Origin of the sequence: Serratia proteamaculans (genome assembly GCF_013337185.1) — a bacterium.
Lineage (GTDB): Bacteria > Pseudomonadota > Gammaproteobacteria > Enterobacterales > Enterobacteriaceae > Serratia > Serratia proteamaculans_D.
This window is the reverse complement of record NZ_SWDE01000002.1, coordinates 1-21847: the sequence shown is the minus strand read 5'-3', so window position 1 is coordinate 21847 and position 21847 is coordinate 1. Positions and strand designations below refer to the sequence as shown.

The following is a 21847-nucleotide window of genomic DNA, read 5'->3' as shown; positions in this document are numbered from 1 at the left end:
CGCATGAAAGCGATGCTGATGAACTCCCTGTGGTTGATGTTGGAACGGATATCGCTGAGCCTGTCAGGCATTTTTGTTTCGGTATACGTGGCGCGCTACCTGGGGCCGGCGCAATACGGGCTGATTAACTACCTGCTGTCGGTGATTGCCATCGCCGTACCGCTGGTACAACTGGGGGCCGACGCGGTGTTGTTTAACCGTGTCGCCCGCCGACGGCACAGCGGCATCCGGCTGATGCTGGCCTCGATGCGTCTGCGGCGGCAACTGTTTGGGTTGATCGCCATACCGCTGATGGCCTGGGCGCTGCTGACGCAGGATCGTACCAGCCAGATCATGATGGCGTTGATGCTGATCAGCGCTTATTTCTCGGTGCAGGACGTTTATAAAATCTATTACGACGCCCTGCTGAAATCGAAGTTGAACACGCTGATCAACAATTTGGCGCTGTTACTGTCGATCGTTGTGCGGCTGGCGCTGGTGCACGCCAAACTGCCGCTGGAGTGGTTTGCCGTGCCTTATGTGCTGAGCAGCCTGATCCCCTATGCGGTGCGCTGGGTGCTGTTTCGCCGTGAACAAGGTGGCATGCAGCCGATCGGTCGGCGTCATCAACGGCGTTACGGACGTTACCTGCTGAAAGTGGGGTTGCCGCTGGCGGTTTCGGGCCTGTCGATAGTCATCTACACCCGTATCGATCAAATAATGATCGGTAACTATCTGGGGGAGCATAGCGTCGGGTTGTACAGCGCCGCCATCACCCTGAGCCAGGGATGGATCTTCGTGCCGATTGCGCTGATCACCTCGATGATGCCAGGGGTGGCGAATGCCCGCACGTTGGTCGAACAGGAAGGGCGCATCCGGCTGTTGTATCTGGTGGTGCTGCTGCTTTCGATGCCGGTGATTTTGCTGCTTTCGCTGCTTCCCGGGCCAATAGTGGCGTTGATGTTTGGCGACAGCTACCGTGAAACCGCGACTATCCTGGCGTTGTGTTCGGTGACTTCGTTGTTCTCGGTGATGGGCACCGTGTCCTATCGGGCGATTGTGCTGTTTGGCGGTTACCGGTTTATCGCGATAAAAATGCCGCTGGCCGCCTTGGCCAATGTGTTGATGAATCTGGTGTTGATCCCACGTTACGGCATTGCGGGCGCGGCGGTTGCAACGCTGATCACCGAGTTTATTTCATTTTTTGTACTTAATGGTTTTTTCAGAAGAGGACAAATTACCCGGCTGCAGGTCACCTGCTACCGTTGTTTACCTCAACTCATAGGGAAGGTGCGAGAACTTTATGCTAAATAATCTGGTGGAGGGGTTTTACCGTAATATACCCGATGCACTATATCATCAGTTAAAGTACGCATTATTTTTTCGCAAGATGCCGCACCTGGCCAAACCGGTGGGGTATAGCGAAAAACTGATGCGTAGAAAAGTCTATCCTCTGGCGATGTACACGCAATTATCTGATAAGTATCAGGTGCGGGAGTATATTAAAAAACTGTGGGGAGAAGAGTACCTGATTGAGCTTTACGCACAGGGAAAAGAACTGACTGAGGAAATGTATGAGGCATTGCCTGATGCATTCGTTATTAAAGCCAACCACGGAAGTGGCTATAACAAATTGGTATTTGATAAAAGTCAGACCAGTTTTGATGAGTTAAGAGTCCTGACCAACAGTTGGCTGCGACAGAATTTTTATCAGGTTTACCGTGAACGCCATTATAAGGATATTCCACCCTGTGTGATGGTGGAAAAAATGTTGCTGGAAGACGGCAAAACGCCGAATGACATCAAGGTCCACTGCTTTAACCGCGGCGGTGAAGTGCGGTTTTTCATCCAGATTGATTATCAGCGTTTTATTGATCACCGGCGCGACTTTTTTGACGCCGACTGGAACCGCACTGAAATCCGCCTGGGCGTGCCCAACAGCGAAGTGCCGATGGATAAACCCTGCCGGCTGGAACAGATGCTGGCACTGGCACACCAGGTCGCCGAGCAATTCTCTTATGTACGTGTCGATTTTTATCAGGTGCAGCAACGTATCTATTTTGGCGAGCTGACATTCACCCCGGGGGCCGGTCTGCAAAGGCTGACGCCAGAAACCATTGAACAGGAGTGGGGAGGTTATTTCCAGGAGTAGTTGAATAACCGGTAGGCTGCGCGGATTTTATCCGCGTCAGGACGGGGGGTAATAACCGGACAAGGAAATTCTGGGATAACAAACTATTCCGTTGGCAATAATGCTGTTTTGCCAAATGATAATATATTGTTGAGGTAATAAATGGACTTATCGATTGTCATGCCCGTTTTTAATAACTCAGCCAGTTTGGCCGCCACACTAGTCCGGATGACCAGTGCCTGCTCGGGGTTCGATTATGAAATTATCGTGGTTGATAATGCTTCCGATAAATCAGAACTGGATAATATGCGTGGCTTATTGGCCGCCAACCGCCGGGCACGATTACATGAAAATAAAGTTCGCAGTAATACGGCGGTTTCCTGTAATACCGGTTTTCGTCTGGCGCGTGCGGAAGTGGTTTTCTTTCTTGAACCGGAAGACTCCTTTAGTACCAACTATATTATCCGCCGCCTGGAACGCCATCAGGACACCCGGCTGGACATTATTTTTGGTAATTACGCCACGGTGAGTGACAAAAATATTCGCAGCTATCGATTCGATTACAAGGAGGGGGCGGCAGGGGCGGATTTTTTATTTCTCGACATGGGGGATATTCGCACCTCCACCATCAGCCTGCGTAAAAAAGATGACCGACGGTTCTTATTCCCGGAGTTCCTCTACAAGTACCAGGACTGGGGATTTTTGGTCAATGCCACCAATCTGGGGGCCAAAGTGGCCTTCGACCAAGGGCTTGGGGTGTTCATCCGCTGCGGCGATGCCGATACGGATCGTTGCCGGATGAACCTCGACGACAGCGAACAGTTTATTGATGCCTACCTGCACGCCAGTGGCCGTTATATCAGCGGGTTTGCCTGCAAACACCTGCTGGCCTCGCTGTATAGCGAGAACCTGCAGGCTTTCAACTATTACTCATCGCGTACGGAACGCCAGGCTCTGAGCAGCAAGTTCAGGGCGATCAAACTGTACGGCGACTGCCTGGCCAGGCTAGGGCTGTTTCCGTTGGGGGGACGTCTGTTACGCAGCGCCCGCGAGGGATTTCGGAGATGACATGCAGCAACGAAAAGTAGCGATTGTGATTGAGAACATCGCCGAAAAAGGCGGTACCGAGCGGGTCGCCAGCAGCCTGGCCAATGCGCTGGCTACTCGTTTGGGGCATCAGGTGGATCTGGTGTCGATCAGCGGTGAGCGGGCCTTTTACCCGCTGGACTCTGCGGTGAACTTGCGCTTTATGCCCGGCAGGACGCTGCTGTGGCCCTGGCGGTTGGCGTGGTTTCTGCGGCGTGGCCGTTATGACGTCATAGTCACCGTTTCGATGGGAAAACTCTCGTCGCTGATGGTGCCCTACCTGCGTTTACTCTGCCCGCACAGCCGCCTGCTGCTGAGTGAACACGTCAGCTTCCATCAATATGCCTGGCCGATGAAGTGGCTGAAGGTGCTGGTTTATCGGTTGGGCGACCGCACGGTACTGCTGACGAAAAAAGATCTGGCCACCATCAGCCGCTGGGTGCCGGAACGCAAATGTCAGGTGATCGAAAACGTTTCCCCTTTCCCGGTGCAATCGCCGCAGCCGAAGCTGCAACAGCCGGTGGCGCTGGCGGTCGGTCGGCTGTGCCATCAGAAAGGTTTTGATCGCCTGATTGCCGCCTGGCAACGGGTGGCACGGCAAACGGTGGGGTGGCAACTGCATATCGTCGGTGATGGCCCGGATCGGGCAGCGTTACAGCAGCAGATTGACGCCGCCGGGTTGGCTCAGCAGGTGAAATTGCTGCCGGCGACCGCGGACATTGCCAGCCACTATCGACAGGCGGCAATGCTGTTGATGACCTCGCGTTACGAAGGGCTGCCGATGGTGTTGATTGAAGCCATGAGCTTTGGCCTGCCGCTGGTGGCGTTTGACTGCCTGACCGGGCCAGCCGAGCTGATCGATGACGCGAGGAATGGCTATCTGGTGGCGGAGGGCGATATCGAGGCCTTCAGCCAACGCACGCTGGCGCTGATCGACGATGGCGAATTGCGGCAGCGCTTTTCTATGCACTCGCTGGAGCGGGCGCAGCAGTTCATCCCTGAGCGGATTTATCCCCAATGGCAACAGCTTATCGCTGGAGGTTAAGATGGAAAAAGTTTCAGTTATCATGCCGGCCTACAACGCCGCAGGCTTTATCAAACAGTCGATCCTCGGGGTGCTGAACCAGACCTATCAGGATTATCACCTGTATGTGATCGACGATGCCTCCACCGATCAGACCGCCGAGGTGGTGAAACCCTTTATTCACGATCGTCTGACCTACATCCGTAACAGCACCAACCAGGGCGTGGCCGAAACCCGCAATATCGCGATTGAAGCGGCGCGCGGCGATTATATTGCCTTCTGCGACAGCGATGATGTCTGGCACCCCAACAAGCTGGCGCGTCAGGTTGGCATCCTGAAAACCGACCGCTATGACGTGGTGTGCTCACACTATTACACCTTCGAAGATGACCCGGCGCGGGTGAAAAACTACCGGGGTTCCGGGGAGATCATCGCCTACCGGGACATGCTGAAAAGCAACTGGATCGGCAATCTGACCGGGATGTACAACCAGCGTCAGGTCGGCAAGGTGTACCAAAGTAAGGTCGGCCACGAGGACTACGTGATGTGGCTGTCGGTGCTGGAAAAAGCGCGTAACCATCTGGCGTATTGCATACCCGAGCCACTGGCCTTTTACCGTCTTTCTGCACAGTCGCTATCCGGCAATAAAATTCAGGCGGCCGACTGGCAATGGCAGATTTATCGCCGTCATCTGGGGCTTTCCTACCAGAAGTCCTGCTATCTGTTTTTCTCTTATCTGTACAACGCGGTGATGAAACGCCAATGAAACTCAACAAGCTAACCACCGCCTGCCTGTTGGCGGGGGCCGGGCTGGCCAATGCTGCCCCCTGCAGTAACAACCTGCTGCAGGATCCCGGCTTCGAGCAGGGGGGCGCGGGCTGGTCACTGGCCTCGGCACAGGTGGTGGCGGGCGGTCACGGCGGCCAGAGCAGCCTGTTTTATCAAAATCACAACCCCGCCAACTACCACAACATGCTGCAGACGCTGTCGGTCAAACCGGGTCAGCAGCTGGCCTTTGGCACCTGGGTGCGCGGTGAGAACCTGAAAGGCAAGGGGGAGAATCAGGGCGCCGGGGTATTTATCGAAAGCTATGACAGCCAGGGGCGTTTTTTGGCCGGCAGCTATCCGCAGGGCCTGCTGGGCACCAGCGGCTGGCAGCCGGTCACGGGGGATTTTCGGGTACCGCCACGGGCGGTGAAGGTGGTGCTGGGTGTTTATTTGCGCCAGGGTACCACCGGCAGCGCCTGGTTTGACGACGTCTATGCCTGTCAGCAGCCGGTGGCACCGGAGTTATACCAGATGCGCAGCGGCAACGGCGCGGCATCGAGCCTGATCGAAGTGGTGGATCCGCAGCAGGTGCAGGTGGACAGCACGCTGGTCGACGACAAAAACACTGCCGTGAAGCACGACAGCCGCCGTTACCGTATTAGTGGCAAACAGCAGGTGGAATTCCCGCTGCCTGCCGGTCTTGCCGCCGGGGAGTATCGGCTGCAGCAGCAGGTGACGGACGTGGCTTCCCAGCGCAGCCAGCGCAGTGAAATGCCGATCAGCGTCGGTCGTGAACAGCCCAAAGTGGCATTGGATGCGCAGGGTTATACCCTGAAACAGGGCAAGCGTTTCTTCCCGCTCGGCATTTATATGTACGGTGAGATGGTGACGGATGAGCATCTGGCGCGCATCCGCGATGCCGGTTTCAACACCTTGCTCAATTACAACTACGGTACCGGTCGCGATCCCGATAACTATTTCCGTAAAACCCAGCAGTATGGCCTGCAGGTGATTTTCTCGCTCAAAGACATGTACGCCGGTACCCGGTTCGCGCCGGAAAGCAAAATGAGCTATCCGCAACTGACCGCGAGCTATGTGGAAAGATTCAAACACCAGCCGAACCTGCTGGCCTGGTATATCAACGATGAACTGGGGCCGGAATACGTGCCGCAGATTGAGCAAAAGCATCTGCAGGTAAAACGCCTGGATCCGGATCACCTGACGTTCCAGGTGCTGGACAAGACCGGCACGCTCAACGCCTATTTCAACAGTTCTGACGTATTGGCCAGCGACCCTTACCCGGTCGGCAGAGACGCCGATCTGACGCGGACGCTGGAGTACAGCCGCATTACCAGCCAGGTCGCGCGGCAGGTCAAAGGGGCCTGGCTGGTGATGCAGATTATGGATCACGCCGCTTATGCACCGGGCCGAAAACCGCGCCAACCCACGGAGGCAGAGATGCGCAATCAGGCCTGGCTGGGGCTGATTGGCGGCGCTAAAGGCATCCTGTTTTATTCCTATACCGACCTGTTCTACAAGCGCCAACGCGGCGGCTTTAGCCAGCAGGAGTTTGATGCTATCTGGCGGGGGGTGGCCAGCGTGGCGCAGCAGATTGTCAGCTTTAACCCTTACCTGCTTTCCGGCGAAAGCACCCTGCTGCAGGGCAACAATACCGCCATTCCGGCCAGGCTGTTTATCAACGGCGGGCAGGGTCTGGTGCTGATTGCCAACCCTTACTATCGGCCAATGTCAGCGCGCTTTGACCTGCCGAGCGGCTGGCAGGCGCAGGGGCAACGGCAGATTGAGGCCCAATTGCCGTCGATGGGCAGCCGGGCGGTATGGGTGCAACTTCAAAAAGAAAACCAAGGATAACCGATCATGAATACCACTCTGAGCCTGATTATTCCGGTGTATAAGGTCGAGGCTTATATTGAGGCCTGCCTGTGCTCAGTGTTGCAACAGCTGCCGGACTGGGCGGAAGTGATCATCGTGGATGACGGCAGCCCGGATGACGCCATCGGCATTGCCGAAGAGGTGCTGTGTCGCTATCCGCAGCACAAACTGCAGGTCAGTATTCTGCGTCAGCAAAACCAGGGACTGAGCGAGGCGCGTAACAGTGGCATTGCCCATGCGCAAGGCCGTTATGTTGGTTTTCTCGACTCTGACGATGTGCTGCTGGAAGGGTATTTCAGCATTTTGGGGCGCCTGCTGGCAGATAACTCGCAGGCAGACATTGTGGCCTTCAACGCCCAGCGTTTCTCGGCGATCAACAACGGCAAGATCCAGCCGGACGGCACTATGGCTATCGTGCCCGGCAATGCCGCCCCCCAGCAGCATGATACTCATATGGCGCTGCTGGCAGACAGCTTCAACCGCAGTATGTGGTTCGCCTGGGCGCGTATTTACCGTAAAACGCTGTTCGATCAGGCGCGCTTCCCGGCGGGACGCAATTTCGAAGATATTCAGCTGATCCCGCAACTGTACCTGAAGGCGGAACGTATCGTAGTCTGCGACACGCCGCTGGTGGGCTACCGCGCCAACCCGAATGGCATCACGCGTGCGCCCAAACGACGCGATCTGGATGACCTGGATTATGCGCTCGACGGCGCCGACACGGGCCGCCGTGAGGGCGTGGGGCATGGGCTGTACTCCGTACTTTTTGTCACCACGCTGAAGGCGCGTTTGTTGGTGGGGCTGGACTTCTTCGGGCTGCGTGACGCGCTGCGCGAAACCCGCGAGCTGAAACGCCGCTACTCCGGCCTGCGAGCGGAAGAGCGCAAAATGCTGAGCCGCAAGAACCGACTGTTCTATCGCAGCCCGCTGGCTTACTACCTGATGGCCCGGCTGTATAACCTGCGCGGATAGCGGCGCCCATGTCAACCGGGGCGAATTTATTCGCCCCCTACAGGCAGAATCAAACTATGAGTATTACCGTCAGCGTCATCATACCTACCTTTGGCCGCAGTGAACTGTTGCCACGTGCCATCGACAGCGTACTGGCGCAAACCCATCGTCCGTTGGAAATTATCGTGGTGGATGACAATCCGCAGGGCGATGCACAACGCCTGGCGACCCGCGAACGCCTGGCCGGTTATATCGAGCAGGGGCAGATTATTTACTACCCACGTCGCCACAACGGCGGTGGCGCGCAGGCGCGTAACAGCGGGATCCTGCGCTCACGCGGCGAGTACATTACCTTTCTGGATGATGACGACTACTACCACCCGCAGAAAATCGCCCGCCAGTTGGCGTTTATGCAGCAGGGCAATTACGACGTCAGCCTGTGCGACATGGATATTCTCAAGAATGGGCAGATCAGCGCCGAGCATTATTACCGGGCGCGCTGCGCAGGGCTGGAAGACTTTATGCTGGCCGGTGTGGCATACACGCCGATGATCATGCTGCGGCGTAGCATGGCGATCGCAGTGCGCGGCTTCTTCAATACTCCGCGCTATCAGGATCATATCTTCCTGTACCGACTGTTGGCGGCCGGGGCGAACATCGGCACGCTGCATGAACGCCTGGCCGTGCACAACGATCATGATGGTGAACGTATCACCTCCAGCCCGAAAGGCATCCTGGGATACCGCAATAAAATGCAGTTTGAAAAGCGCTTGATGCCGCAGATATCGCCCCGGGCGCGCAACATCATGCGCCTGCGCCACACCTGCATTAACTCGCGCATCATTACCGACGGTAAGAACCCTCTGGTTGGGGTTTTGTATGGGCTGAAGGGCATTGTCTACGTCAATAGCGGCCTGATGGCAGGGGTGTATATGAAAAATATTATCCGCAATGTGTTTTTCCGTGGCGTGCCTTTCTGAATAAACATCACCCTCTCCTGTGGGAGAGGGCCGGGGTGAGGGGCTTTAGCCTCTGCTCTGTCTGTTTCCCCTCACCCTAACCCTCTCCCAAAGGAGAGGGGACAATATCGCCTTAACTGATGAGCAATACTCCCAACTGAGAGGGAATATTTAGCCAGAGGATGATTATGCGCTTTGAACGTTCTACGCTGATTGGCAGCGTGCTGCTGCTGACGGTACCGCTGTTTGCCTTACTGCACAGCATTGGCACGTTGCGGGCAGGAAAGAAAAACACGGTGGCCTATCTGCTGATTGCGCTGTGTTTTTTCTTCTTCTTTATCAAGATCCCGCCATTGGCCGATCTCTACCGCCACTTTGCCAACTATGATGCGATTAACTCGGCCACCAGCCTGGGTGATGTCATTCAGGGCAAGGTGGACGTGGTGCTGTACGCCAACTTTTATATTTTCAAAACCCTGGGTATCCCTTTTTACGTGATTCCGGGGCTGTACGTTGGCCTGTCGGTTTACTGTTATCTCGCCGCGCTCAATATTGTCATGCTGCATTCCGGCAAGGTGTTTTCAGCCAGGCAGTTTGTATTGCTGCATCTGGCGGTGTTGTTTCTGATCAACCCGTTTATCATTGGCATGGGGCTGCGTTTTGGCTTCTCGATGGCGGTGATGACGCTGGCGATGGTACTGTTTTGCCATAAACAGAATCGGCCGCTGGCCGCCGGCCTGATGTTATTCGCCATGCTGACCCACTTTTCCAGCATGCTGCTGGTCGGGGTGTTTCTGTGCAGCCGGGTAATGCGCCTGAACCGCTTGCTGACGGTGGTGTTTAGCGCCATTGCGTTGCTGACCGCCAAATTCGCGCTGCCGTTTATTCTTTCTCATATTACGATTTCCGGCATTAACAGCTACTCCGACGTCTATACCTCCGGCATGTATGCCAGCGATTACCTGACCTCCGGCAATGCCAATGGGATGATTAACTTCCTGATCGTCCTGTTCCCGGCGCTGTTTCTCGGGGTCTTCATGCTGGCGAATCCGATGCGTAACCAGGCGGGGGACATCAAAAACACCGCGGCCTGGCTGGTGGTGTTTGTGTTCCTGTGTTCCAGCTCGCTGCAGGCGGCCAGCCGCTATGCCAGCGTGGCGTCGGTATTTCTGCTGTTTTACTACGTGGCTCATCAGGGCTCGTTCATTCGCGGCAGGTTTAACTACTTCTTCTTGTGTTTCATGCTGATGGCCACCGGCTATAACCTGATCGAGAATATCTATGTCCCGCGTCGGCCGATCATGCTGGGGCAAATGTGGCAGTCATTTTATAAAACGCCGTTGCTGAACCTGTTCTACGGCGAACAGGAGTATGAGCAGTATCTGCGCGTGATTAATCGCGACAGTGGCGAGTGGATCGGCCATGAAATGGATGCAGGCTAACCCGCTTCTGCCTCCACTGACATCAACATAGCAACCAGGGATGCGGACGCCGATCCGCATCCTACCCCCAAATACCCCGACTCACTTCGCAGTACATCCCGCCGAATATCCAAATCATAATTTTTATTCTATTTTCAATTAATTAACGCCATTGCCTGTCCTGATACTTTAGGGGTAGGCACGCCGTTGCCGCCGTTATTCTCCCTCCGTTCTCTTGATCGCAATCAATTTGTCGCTGCAACCGCATTAGTAGGCTGGCGGCAGATTGAGCAATGCCGTTCCTTTAACGGTAAAAATATTAAAAGCTTCCAGGAGAACTCCGGATGAGCAAGTTTCTAGACCGATTCCGCTATTTTAAGCAGTTGGCGGAACCCTTTTCTGGCGAACATGGCCAGACGCTGAACACCAACCGCGACTGGGAAGACGGCTATCGCAGCCGCTGGCAGCACGACAAGATTGTGCGATCCACCCATGGGGTGAACTGCACCGGCTCCTGTAGCTGGAAGATCTATGTGAAAAACGGCCTGGTGACCTGGGAAACCCAGCAAACCGATTACCCGCGTACTCGTCCGGACTTGCCCAACCATGAACCTCGCGGTTGCCCGCGTGGCGCGAGCTACTCCTGGTATCTGTACAGCGCCAACCGACTGAAATACCCATTGATGCGCAAACGCCTGATCAAACTGTGGCGTGAGGCCAAGGCGCTGCACAGTGACCCGGTCGATGCCTGGGGTTCGATCGTCAGCGATGCGGAAAAATCCAAAAGCTACAAGGTCGCGCGCGGACGTGGCGGTTTTGTCCGCTCCAGCTGGCAGGAAGTGAACGAACTGATCGCCGCTTCCAACGTCTACACCGCCAAAACTTTCGGTCCGGATCGCATTATCGGCTTTTCACCGATCCCGGCGATGTCGATGGTGTCCTACGCCGCTGGCGCCCGCTACCTGTCGCTGATTGGCGGCACCTGCCTGAGCTTCTACGACTGGTATTGCGACTTGCCGCCGGCCTCGCCAATGACCTGGGGCGAGCAGACCGACGTGCCGGAATCCGCCGACTGGTACAACTCCTCCTACATCATCGCCTGGGGCTCCAACGTGCCGCAGACGCGTACCCCGGACGCCCACTTCTTCACCGAAGTGCGCTACAAAGGCACCAAAACCGTGGCGGTGACGCCGGACTATGCCGAAGTCGCCAAACTGTGCGACCAGTGGCTCAATCCGAAACAGGGCACCGACAGCGCCATGGCGCTGGCAATGGGCCACGTGATGCTTAAAGAGTTCCATCTGGATCGTGAGGTGGGCTACTTCCGTGACTACGTGCGTCGCTACACTGATATGCCGATGCTGGTGATGCTCGAACCGCGTGAAGCAGGCTATTACGCCGCCGGTCGCCTGCTGCGAGCCGCCGATCTGGTGGATGGCCTGGGGCAGGAAAACAATCCAGAGTGGAAAACCGTCGCCATCGATCAGCGCAACGGTGAGCTGGTGGCGCCGCAGGGGTCGATTGGCTTCCGCTGGGGCGAGCAGGGCAAATGGAACCTGGAACAGCGCGCCGGTGAAGACGGGCAGGAAGTCGAGTTGCAACTCAGCCTGCTGGGCGCACATGACGAAGTAGCCGAAGTCGGCTTCCCTTATTTTGGCGGTATCAAAAGCGGCAGTACCGAGAGCGAACATTTCAACAGCGTGGCGCTGGACGAGATCCTGCTGCACAAGCTGCCGGTCAAACGCCTGCGTCTGGCGGACGGCAGCGAAGCGTTGGTGACCAGCGTTTACGATTTGACCCTGGCCAACTACGGCCTCGATCGTGGTCTGAACGATGCCAACTGCGCCACCGACTATGACGACGTCAAAGCCTATACTCCGGCCTGGGCCGAACAGATCACCGGCGTGTCACGCCACAACATCATCCGCATTGCCCGTGAGTTTGCCGACAACGCCGAGAAAACCCATGGCCGTTCGATGATTATCGTCGGTGCCGGTGTCAACCACTGGTACCACATGGACATGACCTACCGTGGGCTGATCAATATGCTGATCTTCTGCGGCTGCGTCGGCCAGAGCGGTGGTGGCTGGGCGCACTACGTCGGCCAGGAAAAACTGCGTCCGCAGACCGGTTGGTTGCCGCTGGCGTTTGGCCTCGACTGGCAACGCCCACCGCGCCATATGAACAGCACCTCATTCTTCTATAACCATTCCAGCCAGTGGCGTTATGAAACCGTCGGCACCGAAGAGCTGCTGTCGCCGTTGGCGGACAAGACCCGCTTTGGCGGTAGCCTGATTGACCTCAACGTGCGCGCCGAGCGCATGGGCTGGCTGCCGTCGGCACCCCAGTTGGGCACCAACCCGCTGCATCTGGCGGCGCAGGCGAAAGCCGCCGGTCAGTCGCCGCTGGACTACACCGTCGAAGGGCTGAAAAAAGGCAGCCTGAACTTTGCTGCCGAACAGCCGGACAACCCGCAGAACTTCCCGCGTAACCTGTTCGTTTGGCGTTCCAACCTGTTGGGCTCATCCGGCAAGGGCCACGAGTACATGCTCAAGTATTTACTGGGCACCGAAAACGGCATTCAGGGCAAGGATCTGGGCCAGCAGGGCGGAGCCAAACCCGAGGAAGTGGAATGGCTGGATAACGGCGGCGAAGGCAAGCTGGATCTGGTGGTGACGCTTGATTTCCGCATGTCCAGCACCTGTCTTTATTCCGACATCGTGTTGCCAACCGCCACCTGGTACGAAAAAGACGACATGAATACCTCGGATATGCATCCGTTTATTCACCCGCTGTCGGCGGCGGTCGATCCGGCCTGGGATTCGAAAAGCGACTGGGAGATTTATAAGGGCATCGCCAAAGCCTTCTCCGAGGTGTGTGTCGGGCATTTGGGCCAGGAAACCGACGTGGTGACGCTGCCTATTCAGCATGACTCGGCCGCCGAGCTGGCGCAGCCTTATGGCGTCAAAGACTGGAAAAAAGGCGAGTGCGATCTGATCCCGGGCATTACCGCGCCGCATATCATGGTGGTAGAGCGTGATTATCCGGCCACCTACGAGCGTTTCACTTCGCTGGGACCGTTGCTGGATAAGCTGGGCAACGGTGGCAAAGGCATTAGCTGGAATACCCAGACCGAAGTCGACTTCCTGAAAAAACTTAACTACGTGAAGGCGGATGGCCCGGCGGCCGGTCGGCCGAAGATTGAAACCGCCATCGATGCCGCCGAGGTGATCCTGGCGCTGGCACCGGAAACCAACGGACAGGTCGCGGTCAAGGCGTGGGACGCATTGGGCAAGATGACCGGCCGCGATCACCGCCATCTGGCGCTGAACAAGGAAGATGAAAAAATTCGCTTCCGCGATATTCAGGCCCAGCCGCGCAAAATCATTTCCAGCCCGACCTGGTCAGGCCTGGAAGATGAACATGTGTCTTACAACGCCTGTTATACCAACGTGCATGAGCTGATCCCATGGCGCACCATCAGCGGCCGTCAGCAGCTGTATCAGGACCATGAGTGGATGCGTGCCTTTGGCGAGAGCCTGCTGGTGTACCGCCCGCCGATCGACACCCGTGCCGCGCAGCCGTTGCTGAACCAGAAGCCGAACGGCAACAAGGAAAAGGCGCTGAACTTCCTGACGCCGCACCAGAAATGGGGCATTCACTCCACTTACAGCGACAACCTGCTGATGCTGACCCTGTCGCGCGGCGGGCCGATCGTCTGGATGAGTGAAGAAGATGCCAAAGATCTGGGGATTGAGGACAACGACTGGATCGAAGCCTTTAACGCCAACGGCGCGTTGACGGCGCGGGCGGTGGTCAGCCAGCGCGTCCCGGCCGGTATGACCATGATGTACCACGCGCAGGAACGCATCGTGAATATTCCCGGTTCGGAAATCACCAGCCAGCGCGGCGGTATCCATAACTCGGTGACCCGCGTCTGCCCGAAACCGACCCATATGATTGGCGGTTACGCGCAGTTGGCCTACGGCTTTAACTATTACGGCACCGTCGGCTCCAACCGCGATGAGTTTGTGGTGGTACGCAAGATGAACCGTATCGACTGGTTAGACGGTGAAGGCAACGACGACTCGCAGGGTAGCCAGCAGGAGAAAGCAAAATGAAAATTCGTTCGCAAGTTGGCATGGTGCTGAACCTGGACAAATGCATCGGTTGCCACACCTGTTCGGTGACCTGCAAAAACGTCTGGACCAGCCGCGAGGGTATGGAGTACGCCTGGTTCAATAACGTGGAAAGCAAGCCAGGCGTGGGCTATCCGCACGCCTGGGAAGATCAGGAAAAGTGGAAGGGCGGTTGGATCCGTAAAATCAACGGCAAGCTGGAACCGCGCATGGGTGGCCGCGTCGGTCTGCTGTCGAAGATATTCGCCAACCCGGACGTCCCGGCGCTGGACGACTATTACGAGCCGTTCGACTACGACTACCAGAACCTGCATACCGCGCCGCAGGGCAAGCATCAGCCGATCGCCCGTCCGCGCTCGCTGATCACCGGCCAGCGCATGAAGAAGATTGAAAATGGCCCGAACTGGGAAGAGATCCTCGGTGGCGAATTCTCCAAGCGTTCGAAGGACAAAAACTTCGACAATATGCAAAAGGAGATGTACGGCCAGTTCGAAAACACCTTCATGATGTACCTGCCGCGCCTGTGCGAACACTGCCTTAACCCGGCCTGCGTCGCGACCTGCCCGAGTGGCGCTATCTACAAGCGTGGCGAAGACGGCATTGTGCTGATCGATCAGGATAAATGCCGCGGCTGGCGCATGTGCCTGACCGGCTGCCCGTACAAAAAGATCTATTTCAACTGGAAAAGCGGCAAGTCCGAGAAGTGTATCTTCTGCTATCCGCGGATTGAATCCGGCCAACCTACGGTGTGTTCGGAAACCTGTGTCGGTCGTATCCGTTATCTGGGCGTGCTGCTGTATGACGCCGACCGCATCGAGCAGGCGGCGGCGGTCGAAAATGACAAAGACTTGTACCAGAGCCAGCTGGATATCTTCCTCGACCCGCATGATCCGGCGGTGATTGCCCAGGCGCTGGCCGACGGTATTCCACAAGGGGTGATTGAATCTGCCCAGCAGTCGCCGGTATACAAAATGGCGATGGACTGGAAGCTGGCGCTGCCTCTGCATCCGGAATACCGCACGCTGCCGATGGTGTGGTACGTGCCACCATTGTCACCGATTCAATCCGCCGCCGATGCCGGTGCACTGGCACACAGCGGCGTACTGCCGGACGTGGAAAGCCTGCGTATTCCGGTGCAATACCTGGCCAACCTGCTGACCGCCGGCGACACCGCGCCGGTGCTGTTGGCGCTCAAGCGCATGCTGGCGATGCGCCATTACAAACGGGCAGAAACTGTTGACGGCGTGCTGGACACTAGCGCACTGGAACAGGTGGGGCTGAGCGAAGCGCAGGCGCAGGAGATGTATCGCTATCTGGCGATCGCCAACTACGAAGACCGTTTTGTGATCCCGTCCAGCCATCGCGAACTGGCGCGTGAAGCCTTCCCCGAAAGCAAGGGCTGCGGCTTTAGCTTTGGCGACGGCTGCCACGGCAGCGACGGTAAATTCAACCTGTTCAACAGCCGCCGCATTGACGCTATTGATGTGAGCCAAAAAACACCTCGTCAGGAGGATGCCTCATGATCAGCCTGAAAGTGATTGCCCGCCTGCTGGATTACCCGGAGCAGGCGCTGTTTGACCATCAGCAGGCGCTGGTGGAAGCGCTGGAACCGGCCAGTGAACTGGATTTGCACCATAGCGCACAGCTGATCCTGTTTATTCGCCGTTTTTGCGCTCGCCCGTTGCTGGATGTGCAGGCCGAATACTGCGAGCTGTTCGACCGGGGGCGTGCCACCTCACTGTTGTTGTTTGAGCACGTGCATGGCGAGTCGCGCGATCGCGGTCAGGCCATGGTCGATCTGATGGGGCAATACCGCGAAGCCGGGCTGGAGATCGACAGCCGCGAACTGCCAGATTTCCTGCCGTTGTATCTGGAGTATCTTGCCAGCCGCAGCAAGGAGCAGGCCGCTGGGGGGCTGCAGGACATCGCGCCGATCCTGGCGCTGCTGGGCGCGCGGTTACAACAGCGGGAAAGCCCGTATGCGGTGCTGTTTGATCTGTTGCTGGCGTTATCCGGCAGTGAAGTACAGGCTCAAACGCTGGCATCCCAGGTAGCAAAAGAAGCCCGCGATGACACACCCCAGGCGCTGGACGCGGTATGGGAAGAGGAGCAGGTCAAGTTTTTAGGCGAGGAAGGCTGCGCTTCGGCGCAGCAGGCGGCGCATCAACGGCGCTTTGCCGGCGCGGTGGCCCCGCAATACCTGGACCTGACGGATGCGCTAACCGGAACCAAAGGACGCTAATCATGCAATTTTTAAATCAGTTCTTCTTTGATATTTACCCCTATCTGGCGGGAGCGATTTTCCTGATCGGCAGTTGGTTGCGTTACGATTACGGCCAATACACCTGGCGTGCCGGATCCAGCCAGATGCTGGATAAAAAGGGGATACGTCTGGCCTCCAACCTGTTCCACATCGGCATTCTGGGCATCTTCGCCGGGCACTTCCTCGGCATGCTGACGCCGCACTGGATGTATGAATCCTTCCTGCCGATTGATGTGAAGCAGAAGCTGGCGATGATCGCCGGCGGTGCCTGCGGTGTGATGACCCTGGTCGGCGGTGCGCTGTTGCTGAAACGCCGTCTGACCAACCCACGGGTACGGGCGACCAGCAGCTTTGCCGATATCATGATCCTGACGCTGTTGGTGGTGCAGGTGTGCCTCGGTCTGCTGACCATTCCATTCTCCGCCCAGCATATGGACGGCAGCGAGATGATGAAGCTGGTGGGCTGGGCACAGGCGGTGGTGACTTTCCACGCCGGTGCGTCAGAACATCTGGTAGGGGTTGCACCGATCTTTAAACTGCATATGGTGCTGGGCATGACGCTGTTCGTGCTGTTCCCGTTCTGTCGCCTGGTGCATATCTGGAGCGTGCCGGTGGAGTACCTGACCCGTCGCTACCAACTGGTGCGTAACCGCCGCTAGTTTTTCAGCTGCGCGTCGGTCTGTCAGGCTGGCGCGCAGATGAACAAGTGACACTTTGAGCCTAAATGTCACTTTAAATGGATAATGCTGTTTGCTGGTTAATTCGACGCTTTTTATCGTGCAAAATCTCTCGGCCAGCGTTGGTTTTCAGATTGATTAACTAATCTTATGTTTTTTATAACGCTACTGGCGCAAGGTCAATAGCCTGACTGACGCGCAAACAAGTGTCGAAAGGGGACTATACAGTATGCGTAGTGTCCGCCAGGTTGCTGATATTGTGGTGATTATCGGTAAGAGTTGATTACCCATTTAGAGGTGTTGGTTGTTCAGGCGGACATTTATGACTTATGTGTCAATTCAGCCCAGAGCGTTACATTTTTTAAGGCACTAAATATAAACCCCGTCTGATTATAGATAGGGTTTATCTCTTTTAGCTTCAACGGGTTGGCATAGATTGCAGTGCTTGCCAGGCCCGACATTTATGCTTTCAGCTCAAACTCCGACCAGCCGCTCCAGTGTGCCAGCAATGCGCGAGCCCGGAATGGTGCCAGCGCAAATAACTCCACCTCATTGGTCACCCCCAGCTTTTGCATCATCAGCCGCTTTTGAAAACTCACCGTTTTCACGCTGCGGCCCCGCAAATGCGCAATGCTTGTCACGCCGTGCCCATCGAGTAATGCATTCAGCACCTGCTGTTCGCGTAGGGTCAGTAATTGCCGCCGCTCGGTGATATTGTCCGGTAGCAGAGGGTTAAGCAGGGCGGCCAGGGCATACAGCATGGCGTTACTGGTCAGCGCCAGCTTGCCCATCGCCCGTTGTTTGTGGCTGCTGATGGTGCGCATATCTCGTTTCAGACACCAGGCGATGGTGGTCAAATCCTGACCGCAGAGCAGAGCCTGCATGATGATGCGTTCATTGGGGGTTAGCCGGGCTGCAAGCTGCGGCGGCAGCAGTGTACGAGGTTTCGCTTCTCGTTCCGGTGTGCGAAGACTTAAAGCATGGTTGACGAGGGGGTGCGGCATCATGGCGATATCTCCCTGAAAATGTTTTCAATAAGTGGCGATGCGGGCAGGTTTCGCGCGTATCGACTTGTTCTGGTTTATGGGTAGCTCAGGTTGACCTGAACCATGCTGCGGAAGGTTCCCGCGCTACTTTTACCCTTTGGTGAGTAAATGCGTGCCGTCAGCGGAAAGGTGACTTTGTGTGCCGGGTCGACGACGGCCGTCAGGCTCGATTTATCTGCCAGCGCCACACTGCCACTGTTCAGTTGCAGTGCCACGCCGCCAGCGGTGCCATTTTGGCTAAACGCGGTGGCCTCCTGGGCATCGGGCGTACCGCTGAAGGTCACCGCTGCCTTGGTAGTGCTGGCCGGACACTGACTGAGCGTCAGGCTGAATGCCTTCCACGGGCTACCCGACCCGGCGGTCTGTAAGGTCTGGGATTGGACATCGCCGAAGTCCACCGTCTGATTAATGCTGGCGTCAACCATGCAGGGCGAGGCGGTAACCTTGCCGCTGATATTGACCTCAGCGGCCGACAGGGGCAGAGCCCAGACGACGCTGACAAAGGCCAGCGTGATGATGCGGATTTTCATCCCTGAATGTCTCCTGGACAGAATTATTGATAGGTGAAGGAAACGACAATGTTGCCGCTGACCGTGCCGGGTTGTGCGGCACCTTTTGAGTACAACCGCACCGTCTGTTTAAACGCGGCCGTTTTCGTTGAGCTGTCTATTGTGGCTGTCCGGGCGCCATTGGGTTTTATGGTGGAACCTGCGTCATCTTTCACCCAAAGCACCACCTGGGTGGCGGTACCGTTATTGATAAAGCTGTCGGTGGCCAGCGGGGAAACCGTCCCGCTATAGGTCGCTGTGACTTTGGTGGTGCTGGCCGGGCAGTCTTTGAGTTTCAGCTCAAAGCTTTTCTCTGCGCTGGTGCTGGCAGCCGTGGCCAATGTCGCCATATCAACATCCGGCAATACCACGCTGAGCGGGCTGGTGCTTTCGACCGTACAAGGGCTGGCAACCACATTGCCGCTAATATTCACCGTTACCGAATCTGCCTGCGCGACGTGACATATCAGTAACCCCGGCAGCAAGGTTGCGATCAGAATACGGGGGGTAATCATCAACATATTTATAGTCCTTTGGCTGTATTCCATATTGAGTCCAATCCGCTAGGGGTAGGTGAAGGTTAATGTGGCGGTGGCGTTGGCCGTTCCGGCGATGACGGTTGATTGGGTCTGATAATAGCGGGCGGTAAATGGCAGGGTTTCCGCCCCCCCGGAAGAGGCGGTTTTTAATGCCAGATTGCTGCCCAACGTCAGGGGAGTACCGCCATACAGCAACTGCACACCGATGCCCTGGGCATTGCCGCCGGTGGTCAGAGCCAGCACGCTTTTTTCCGCCGTATCCTTATTCTGGGTTCCCGTCATCGAGACATTGATATTGGCGTTTTTGTCGCATTTCAGTCCGATGTCAAAAGACTTATCGCCGGCGGTGGAACCGATTTTGCTAAATTTCGTGCCGGCAATGTTTCCTATAGGAACACTGATCGAGGTACTAGAAAGTGTGCAGGTTGAAGAGGCGACTGAACTGCCGGCACCAAGATTTAGCGTCAGCAGGGTGCGTGAATTGTTATCCGTATCGATAAAGGTCATTTTTGCCAGCGTAGTGCCGGTCGGCAATGAACCGCTGCCCAATGCCCCGGTCTTGATTACTTCGACCTTCCAGGATCCCGCAGGGAGGCTAAAAAAAGCTGAAGTTTTGGGGTAGTAGATGGATCCGGCGTAAATATCGCCCTCTGCGGTGGGCAATGAGACTCGTATTCCCAGTCCAGAGATCGAAGTTGCCATAATATTATTGGTGACGGCCCACCCGGTAGCGGATGAAATCGGTAGCCCATAATTTTTAAACTTTCCCATGATCAACATTTGACAGAGTGCGCTGGCTGTAAAAGAAGCTGCAACGGTGACTTGGCTAAAGGTTGTCGACCGGTAGGTGGCTATGACTGAGCCATTGGCCAGCGAGGCCGAGGCACGGATATCCCCCAGACTAACCGTCTGGGTACTGGCGGTGCTGATGTTCATAGTGCAGGGGGAGGCGGCGTGGCTGCTCTCGGAAGAAACCAGTGAAATCATTGCGCCGCCAGCGGCGATATAGCACCGAACGGCCGTTGTGAATCGGGACATGCCTATTTCCTTATATGCGTTCATCATTGTCCTTTGTATGATTGCGGTCGCTGACATCACGCCTGCCATAACCCTTCCAGGGTTATTGATAGGTGATATTTAATGTGGCACTACTGTTGGCTTGCCCGGTACCGACAGTGGCTTTGGTTTGGTAATAGCGGGCGGTGAGCGGCAGGGTATCCAGTCCGCCGGCGGAGGTTCTCAGCAGAATATTGGTGTTGATTTTCAGCGGGATGCCGCCATACAGCAGTTGCACGCCAATGCCGCTGGCAGTACCGGTTTGCCCGGCGCTGGTTAGCGCCAGCACGCTGGTTTCGCTGGTGTCCGCATTTTGCGTACCGGCCATTGAGACGTTGATTTTGGCGTCTTTATCGCAGGTCAGACCGAGGTTGAAGCTTTTGTCATTAGCGGTAACGCCCACTGCGGTGAATTTGGAGATCAGCACATCGCCCAGAGGGACGTTGATGCTGGTGCTGGAAAGGGAGCAGGCGACTTTACTCACGGTGCTACTGCCATCAATATACAATTGACCGGCAGTAATAGTCCCGGTGGTTAAGGATGCCAGTGGAGAGGCAAATGACAGCTTACCGTTGACATCGCCACCAACGTAAATCAGCTCCATTTTAAAGAAGATGTATTTGTTTTCGGTATAGCTCCAATTATCATTAACAGGGGTATAAGTGATTGATGTAGGGACAGTGTCCCACAGTGTATAGGTGCCCTGATTTCTTACCCGGAATCCAACACCTGAAATAGCGGTCTGATATACATCCCTATAGCCGCTAACCAGGCTTACAGCGGTCAGATATTGGGTCGCTTCTATATAGGGTTCGGGCGTGCAGTGAATGTCAGTCCCACTGCCTGTGCTGGTGCTTGGGCTACTGGTCCATATCACGGTACCGACAGGTGAGTCGCGCTGTACTACCAGATTAGCTGGCAGGGTCAGATGCATTGGCAATGTTGTATAGGTTGACGCGAAATGGCAGTAACCAAATGCTTGCCCATTCCCCCACAAAGCCAAGACAAGCAATGTACATATTGGTGCAATTTTTTTTGCAATGTTCGCCCTGTATTTATTAGCTATCATGAGTTTTATTCTTTCCCTATTCATCGACACACTTCCTCTATCTGACCGATCCCGCCTGGTTGTACCGTCTGCGGCAGTTGATAATTAATCCGGCACTGCTCGCCGTTACCATTGCCCCATTTCACCTGCAGGCTGCCCTGCGGGGCCACGCCGCTCAGATACACCTGACCGCCGTCGCCAACAATGCTGCCGCCGGGGGTTGCCGCCGGGTCGGTATCACTGACCGTGGCCCCGAACGGCACCGGCTGGCCATTGGCCTGCGTCAGCGTCATCAGCACCCGTGCCCCCACCTTGGGCA

The 21847-nt window shown here is 56.2% G+C and carries 19 protein-coding genes and 1 pseudogene; 13 read left to right on the top strand and 7 right to left on the bottom strand.

Annotation, left to right across the window (positions count from 1 at the left end; genetic code table 11):
* The first annotated feature begins 3 nt into the window (after positions 1-3).
* The 13 genes from FCL49_RS10335 to narI all read left to right on the top strand — a co-directional run bounded on the left by FCL49_RS10335 (position 4) and on the right by narI (position 17273).
* Positions 4-1293 (top strand): flippase, encoded by a 1290-nt coding sequence (locus FCL49_RS10335; RefSeq protein ID WP_174353528.1) that lies wholly within the window; start codon positions 4-6, stop codon positions 1291-1293.
* Complete coding sequence (locus FCL49_RS10330) at positions 1283-2131, top strand: ATP-grasp fold amidoligase family protein (RefSeq protein WP_174353527.1); 849 nt, start codon at positions 1283-1285, stop codon at positions 2129-2131. Before FCL49_RS10335 ends, FCL49_RS10330 begins: the two co-directional genes overlap by 11 nt.
* A 141-nt stretch (positions 2132-2272) precedes the next feature.
* A complete protein-coding gene (locus FCL49_RS10325; RefSeq protein ID WP_174353526.1) occupies positions 2273-3178 on the top strand; it encodes a glycosyltransferase family 2 protein in 906 nt (301 codons plus the stop codon).
* Position 3179: 1 nt separating this feature from the next.
* Entirely contained in the window at positions 3180-4241 is a 1062-nt protein-coding gene (locus FCL49_RS10320) for a glycosyltransferase family 4 protein (protein WP_174353525.1), read from the top strand.
* Between the two features lies 1 nt (position 4242).
* Positions 4243-4986, top strand: coding sequence for a glycosyltransferase family 2 protein (locus FCL49_RS10315; RefSeq protein WP_153860012.1), 744 nt, complete (start codon positions 4243-4245; stop codon positions 4984-4986).
* Positions 4983-6860 carry a carbohydrate-binding protein CenC gene (locus FCL49_RS10310; RefSeq protein WP_174353524.1) on the top strand — a complete coding sequence of 626 codons (1878 nt, stop codon included), beginning with the start codon at positions 4983-4985 and terminating at the stop codon, positions 6858-6860. Before FCL49_RS10315 ends, FCL49_RS10310 begins: the two co-directional genes overlap by 4 nt.
* 6 nt (positions 6861-6866) lie before the next feature.
* The gene (locus FCL49_RS10305; protein ID WP_174353523.1) at positions 6867-7853 is read left to right on the top strand and encodes a glycosyltransferase family 2 protein; all 987 of its coding nucleotides are present in this window, start codon (positions 6867-6869) and stop codon (positions 7851-7853) included.
* 56 nt (positions 7854-7909) lie between these two features.
* Complete coding sequence (locus FCL49_RS10300; protein WP_174353522.1) at positions 7910-8812, top strand: glycosyltransferase family 2 protein; 903 nt, start codon at positions 7910-7912, stop codon at positions 8810-8812.
* A 167-nt stretch (positions 8813-8979) separates the two neighbouring features.
* Positions 8980-10233 (top strand): EpsG family protein, encoded by a 1254-nt coding sequence (locus FCL49_RS10295; protein ID WP_174353521.1) that lies wholly within the window; start codon positions 8980-8982, stop codon positions 10231-10233.
* 323 nt (positions 10234-10556) lie between these two features.
* Positions 10557-14333: a nitrate reductase subunit alpha gene (locus FCL49_RS10290; RefSeq protein WP_174353520.1), complete on the top strand. Its 3777-nt coding sequence runs from the start codon at positions 10557-10559 to the stop codon at positions 14331-14333.
* Entirely contained in the window at positions 14330-15874 is a 1545-nt protein-coding gene (gene narH, locus FCL49_RS10285) for a nitrate reductase subunit beta (RefSeq protein WP_174353519.1), read from the top strand. Before FCL49_RS10290 ends, narH begins: the two co-directional genes overlap by 4 nt.
* Positions 15871-16593, top strand: coding sequence for a nitrate reductase molybdenum cofactor assembly chaperone (gene narJ / locus FCL49_RS10280; protein WP_174353518.1), 723 nt, complete (start codon positions 15871-15873; stop codon positions 16591-16593). The genes narH and narJ overlap by 4 nt, the downstream gene beginning before the upstream one ends.
* A 2-nt stretch (positions 16594-16595) precedes the next feature.
* Positions 16596-17273, top strand: coding sequence for a respiratory nitrate reductase subunit gamma (narI, locus tag FCL49_RS10275; protein ID WP_174353517.1), 678 nt, complete (start codon positions 16596-16598; stop codon positions 17271-17273).
* Between the two features lie 479 nt (positions 17274-17752).
* Here narI and FCL49_RS10270 read toward each other — a convergent pair whose 3' ends face one another.
* From FCL49_RS10270 to FCL49_RS10245, 7 genes and pseudogenes are all read right to left on the bottom strand, one after another.
* Entirely contained in the window at positions 17753-18298 is a 546-nt protein-coding gene (locus FCL49_RS10270) for a helix-turn-helix transcriptional regulator (protein WP_254611064.1), read from the bottom strand.
* Positions 18299-18372: 74 nt separating this feature from the next.
* Complete coding sequence (locus tag FCL49_RS10265; RefSeq protein ID WP_174353516.1) at positions 18373-18867, bottom strand: fimbrial protein; 495 nt, start codon at positions 18865-18867, stop codon at positions 18373-18375.
* Positions 18868-18890: 23 nt separating this feature from the next.
* Positions 18891-19406: a fimbrial protein gene (locus tag FCL49_RS10260; protein WP_174353515.1), complete on the bottom strand. Its 516-nt coding sequence runs from the start codon at positions 19404-19406 to the stop codon at positions 18891-18893.
* A 42-nt stretch (positions 19407-19448) separates the two neighbouring features.
* A complete protein-coding gene (locus FCL49_RS10255; protein ID WP_174353514.1) occupies positions 19449-20531 on the bottom strand; it encodes a fimbrial protein in 1083 nt (360 codons plus the stop codon).
* A 13-nt stretch (positions 20532-20544) separates the two neighbouring features.
* The gene (locus FCL49_RS24675; RefSeq protein WP_254611063.1) at positions 20545-21084 is read right to left on the bottom strand and encodes a fimbrial protein; all 540 of its coding nucleotides are present in this window, start codon (positions 21082-21084) and stop codon (positions 20545-20547) included.
* Positions 21085-21180: 96 nt separating this feature from the next.
* A pseudogene (locus tag FCL49_RS24855) lies at positions 21181-21414 on the bottom strand (hypothetical protein); the annotation flags it as partial.
* A 155-nt stretch (positions 21415-21569) separates the two neighbouring features.
* The coding region (locus FCL49_RS10245; RefSeq protein WP_302479860.1) for a FimD/PapC C-terminal domain-containing protein at positions 21570-21847 on the bottom strand (278 nt) is incomplete at its 5' end.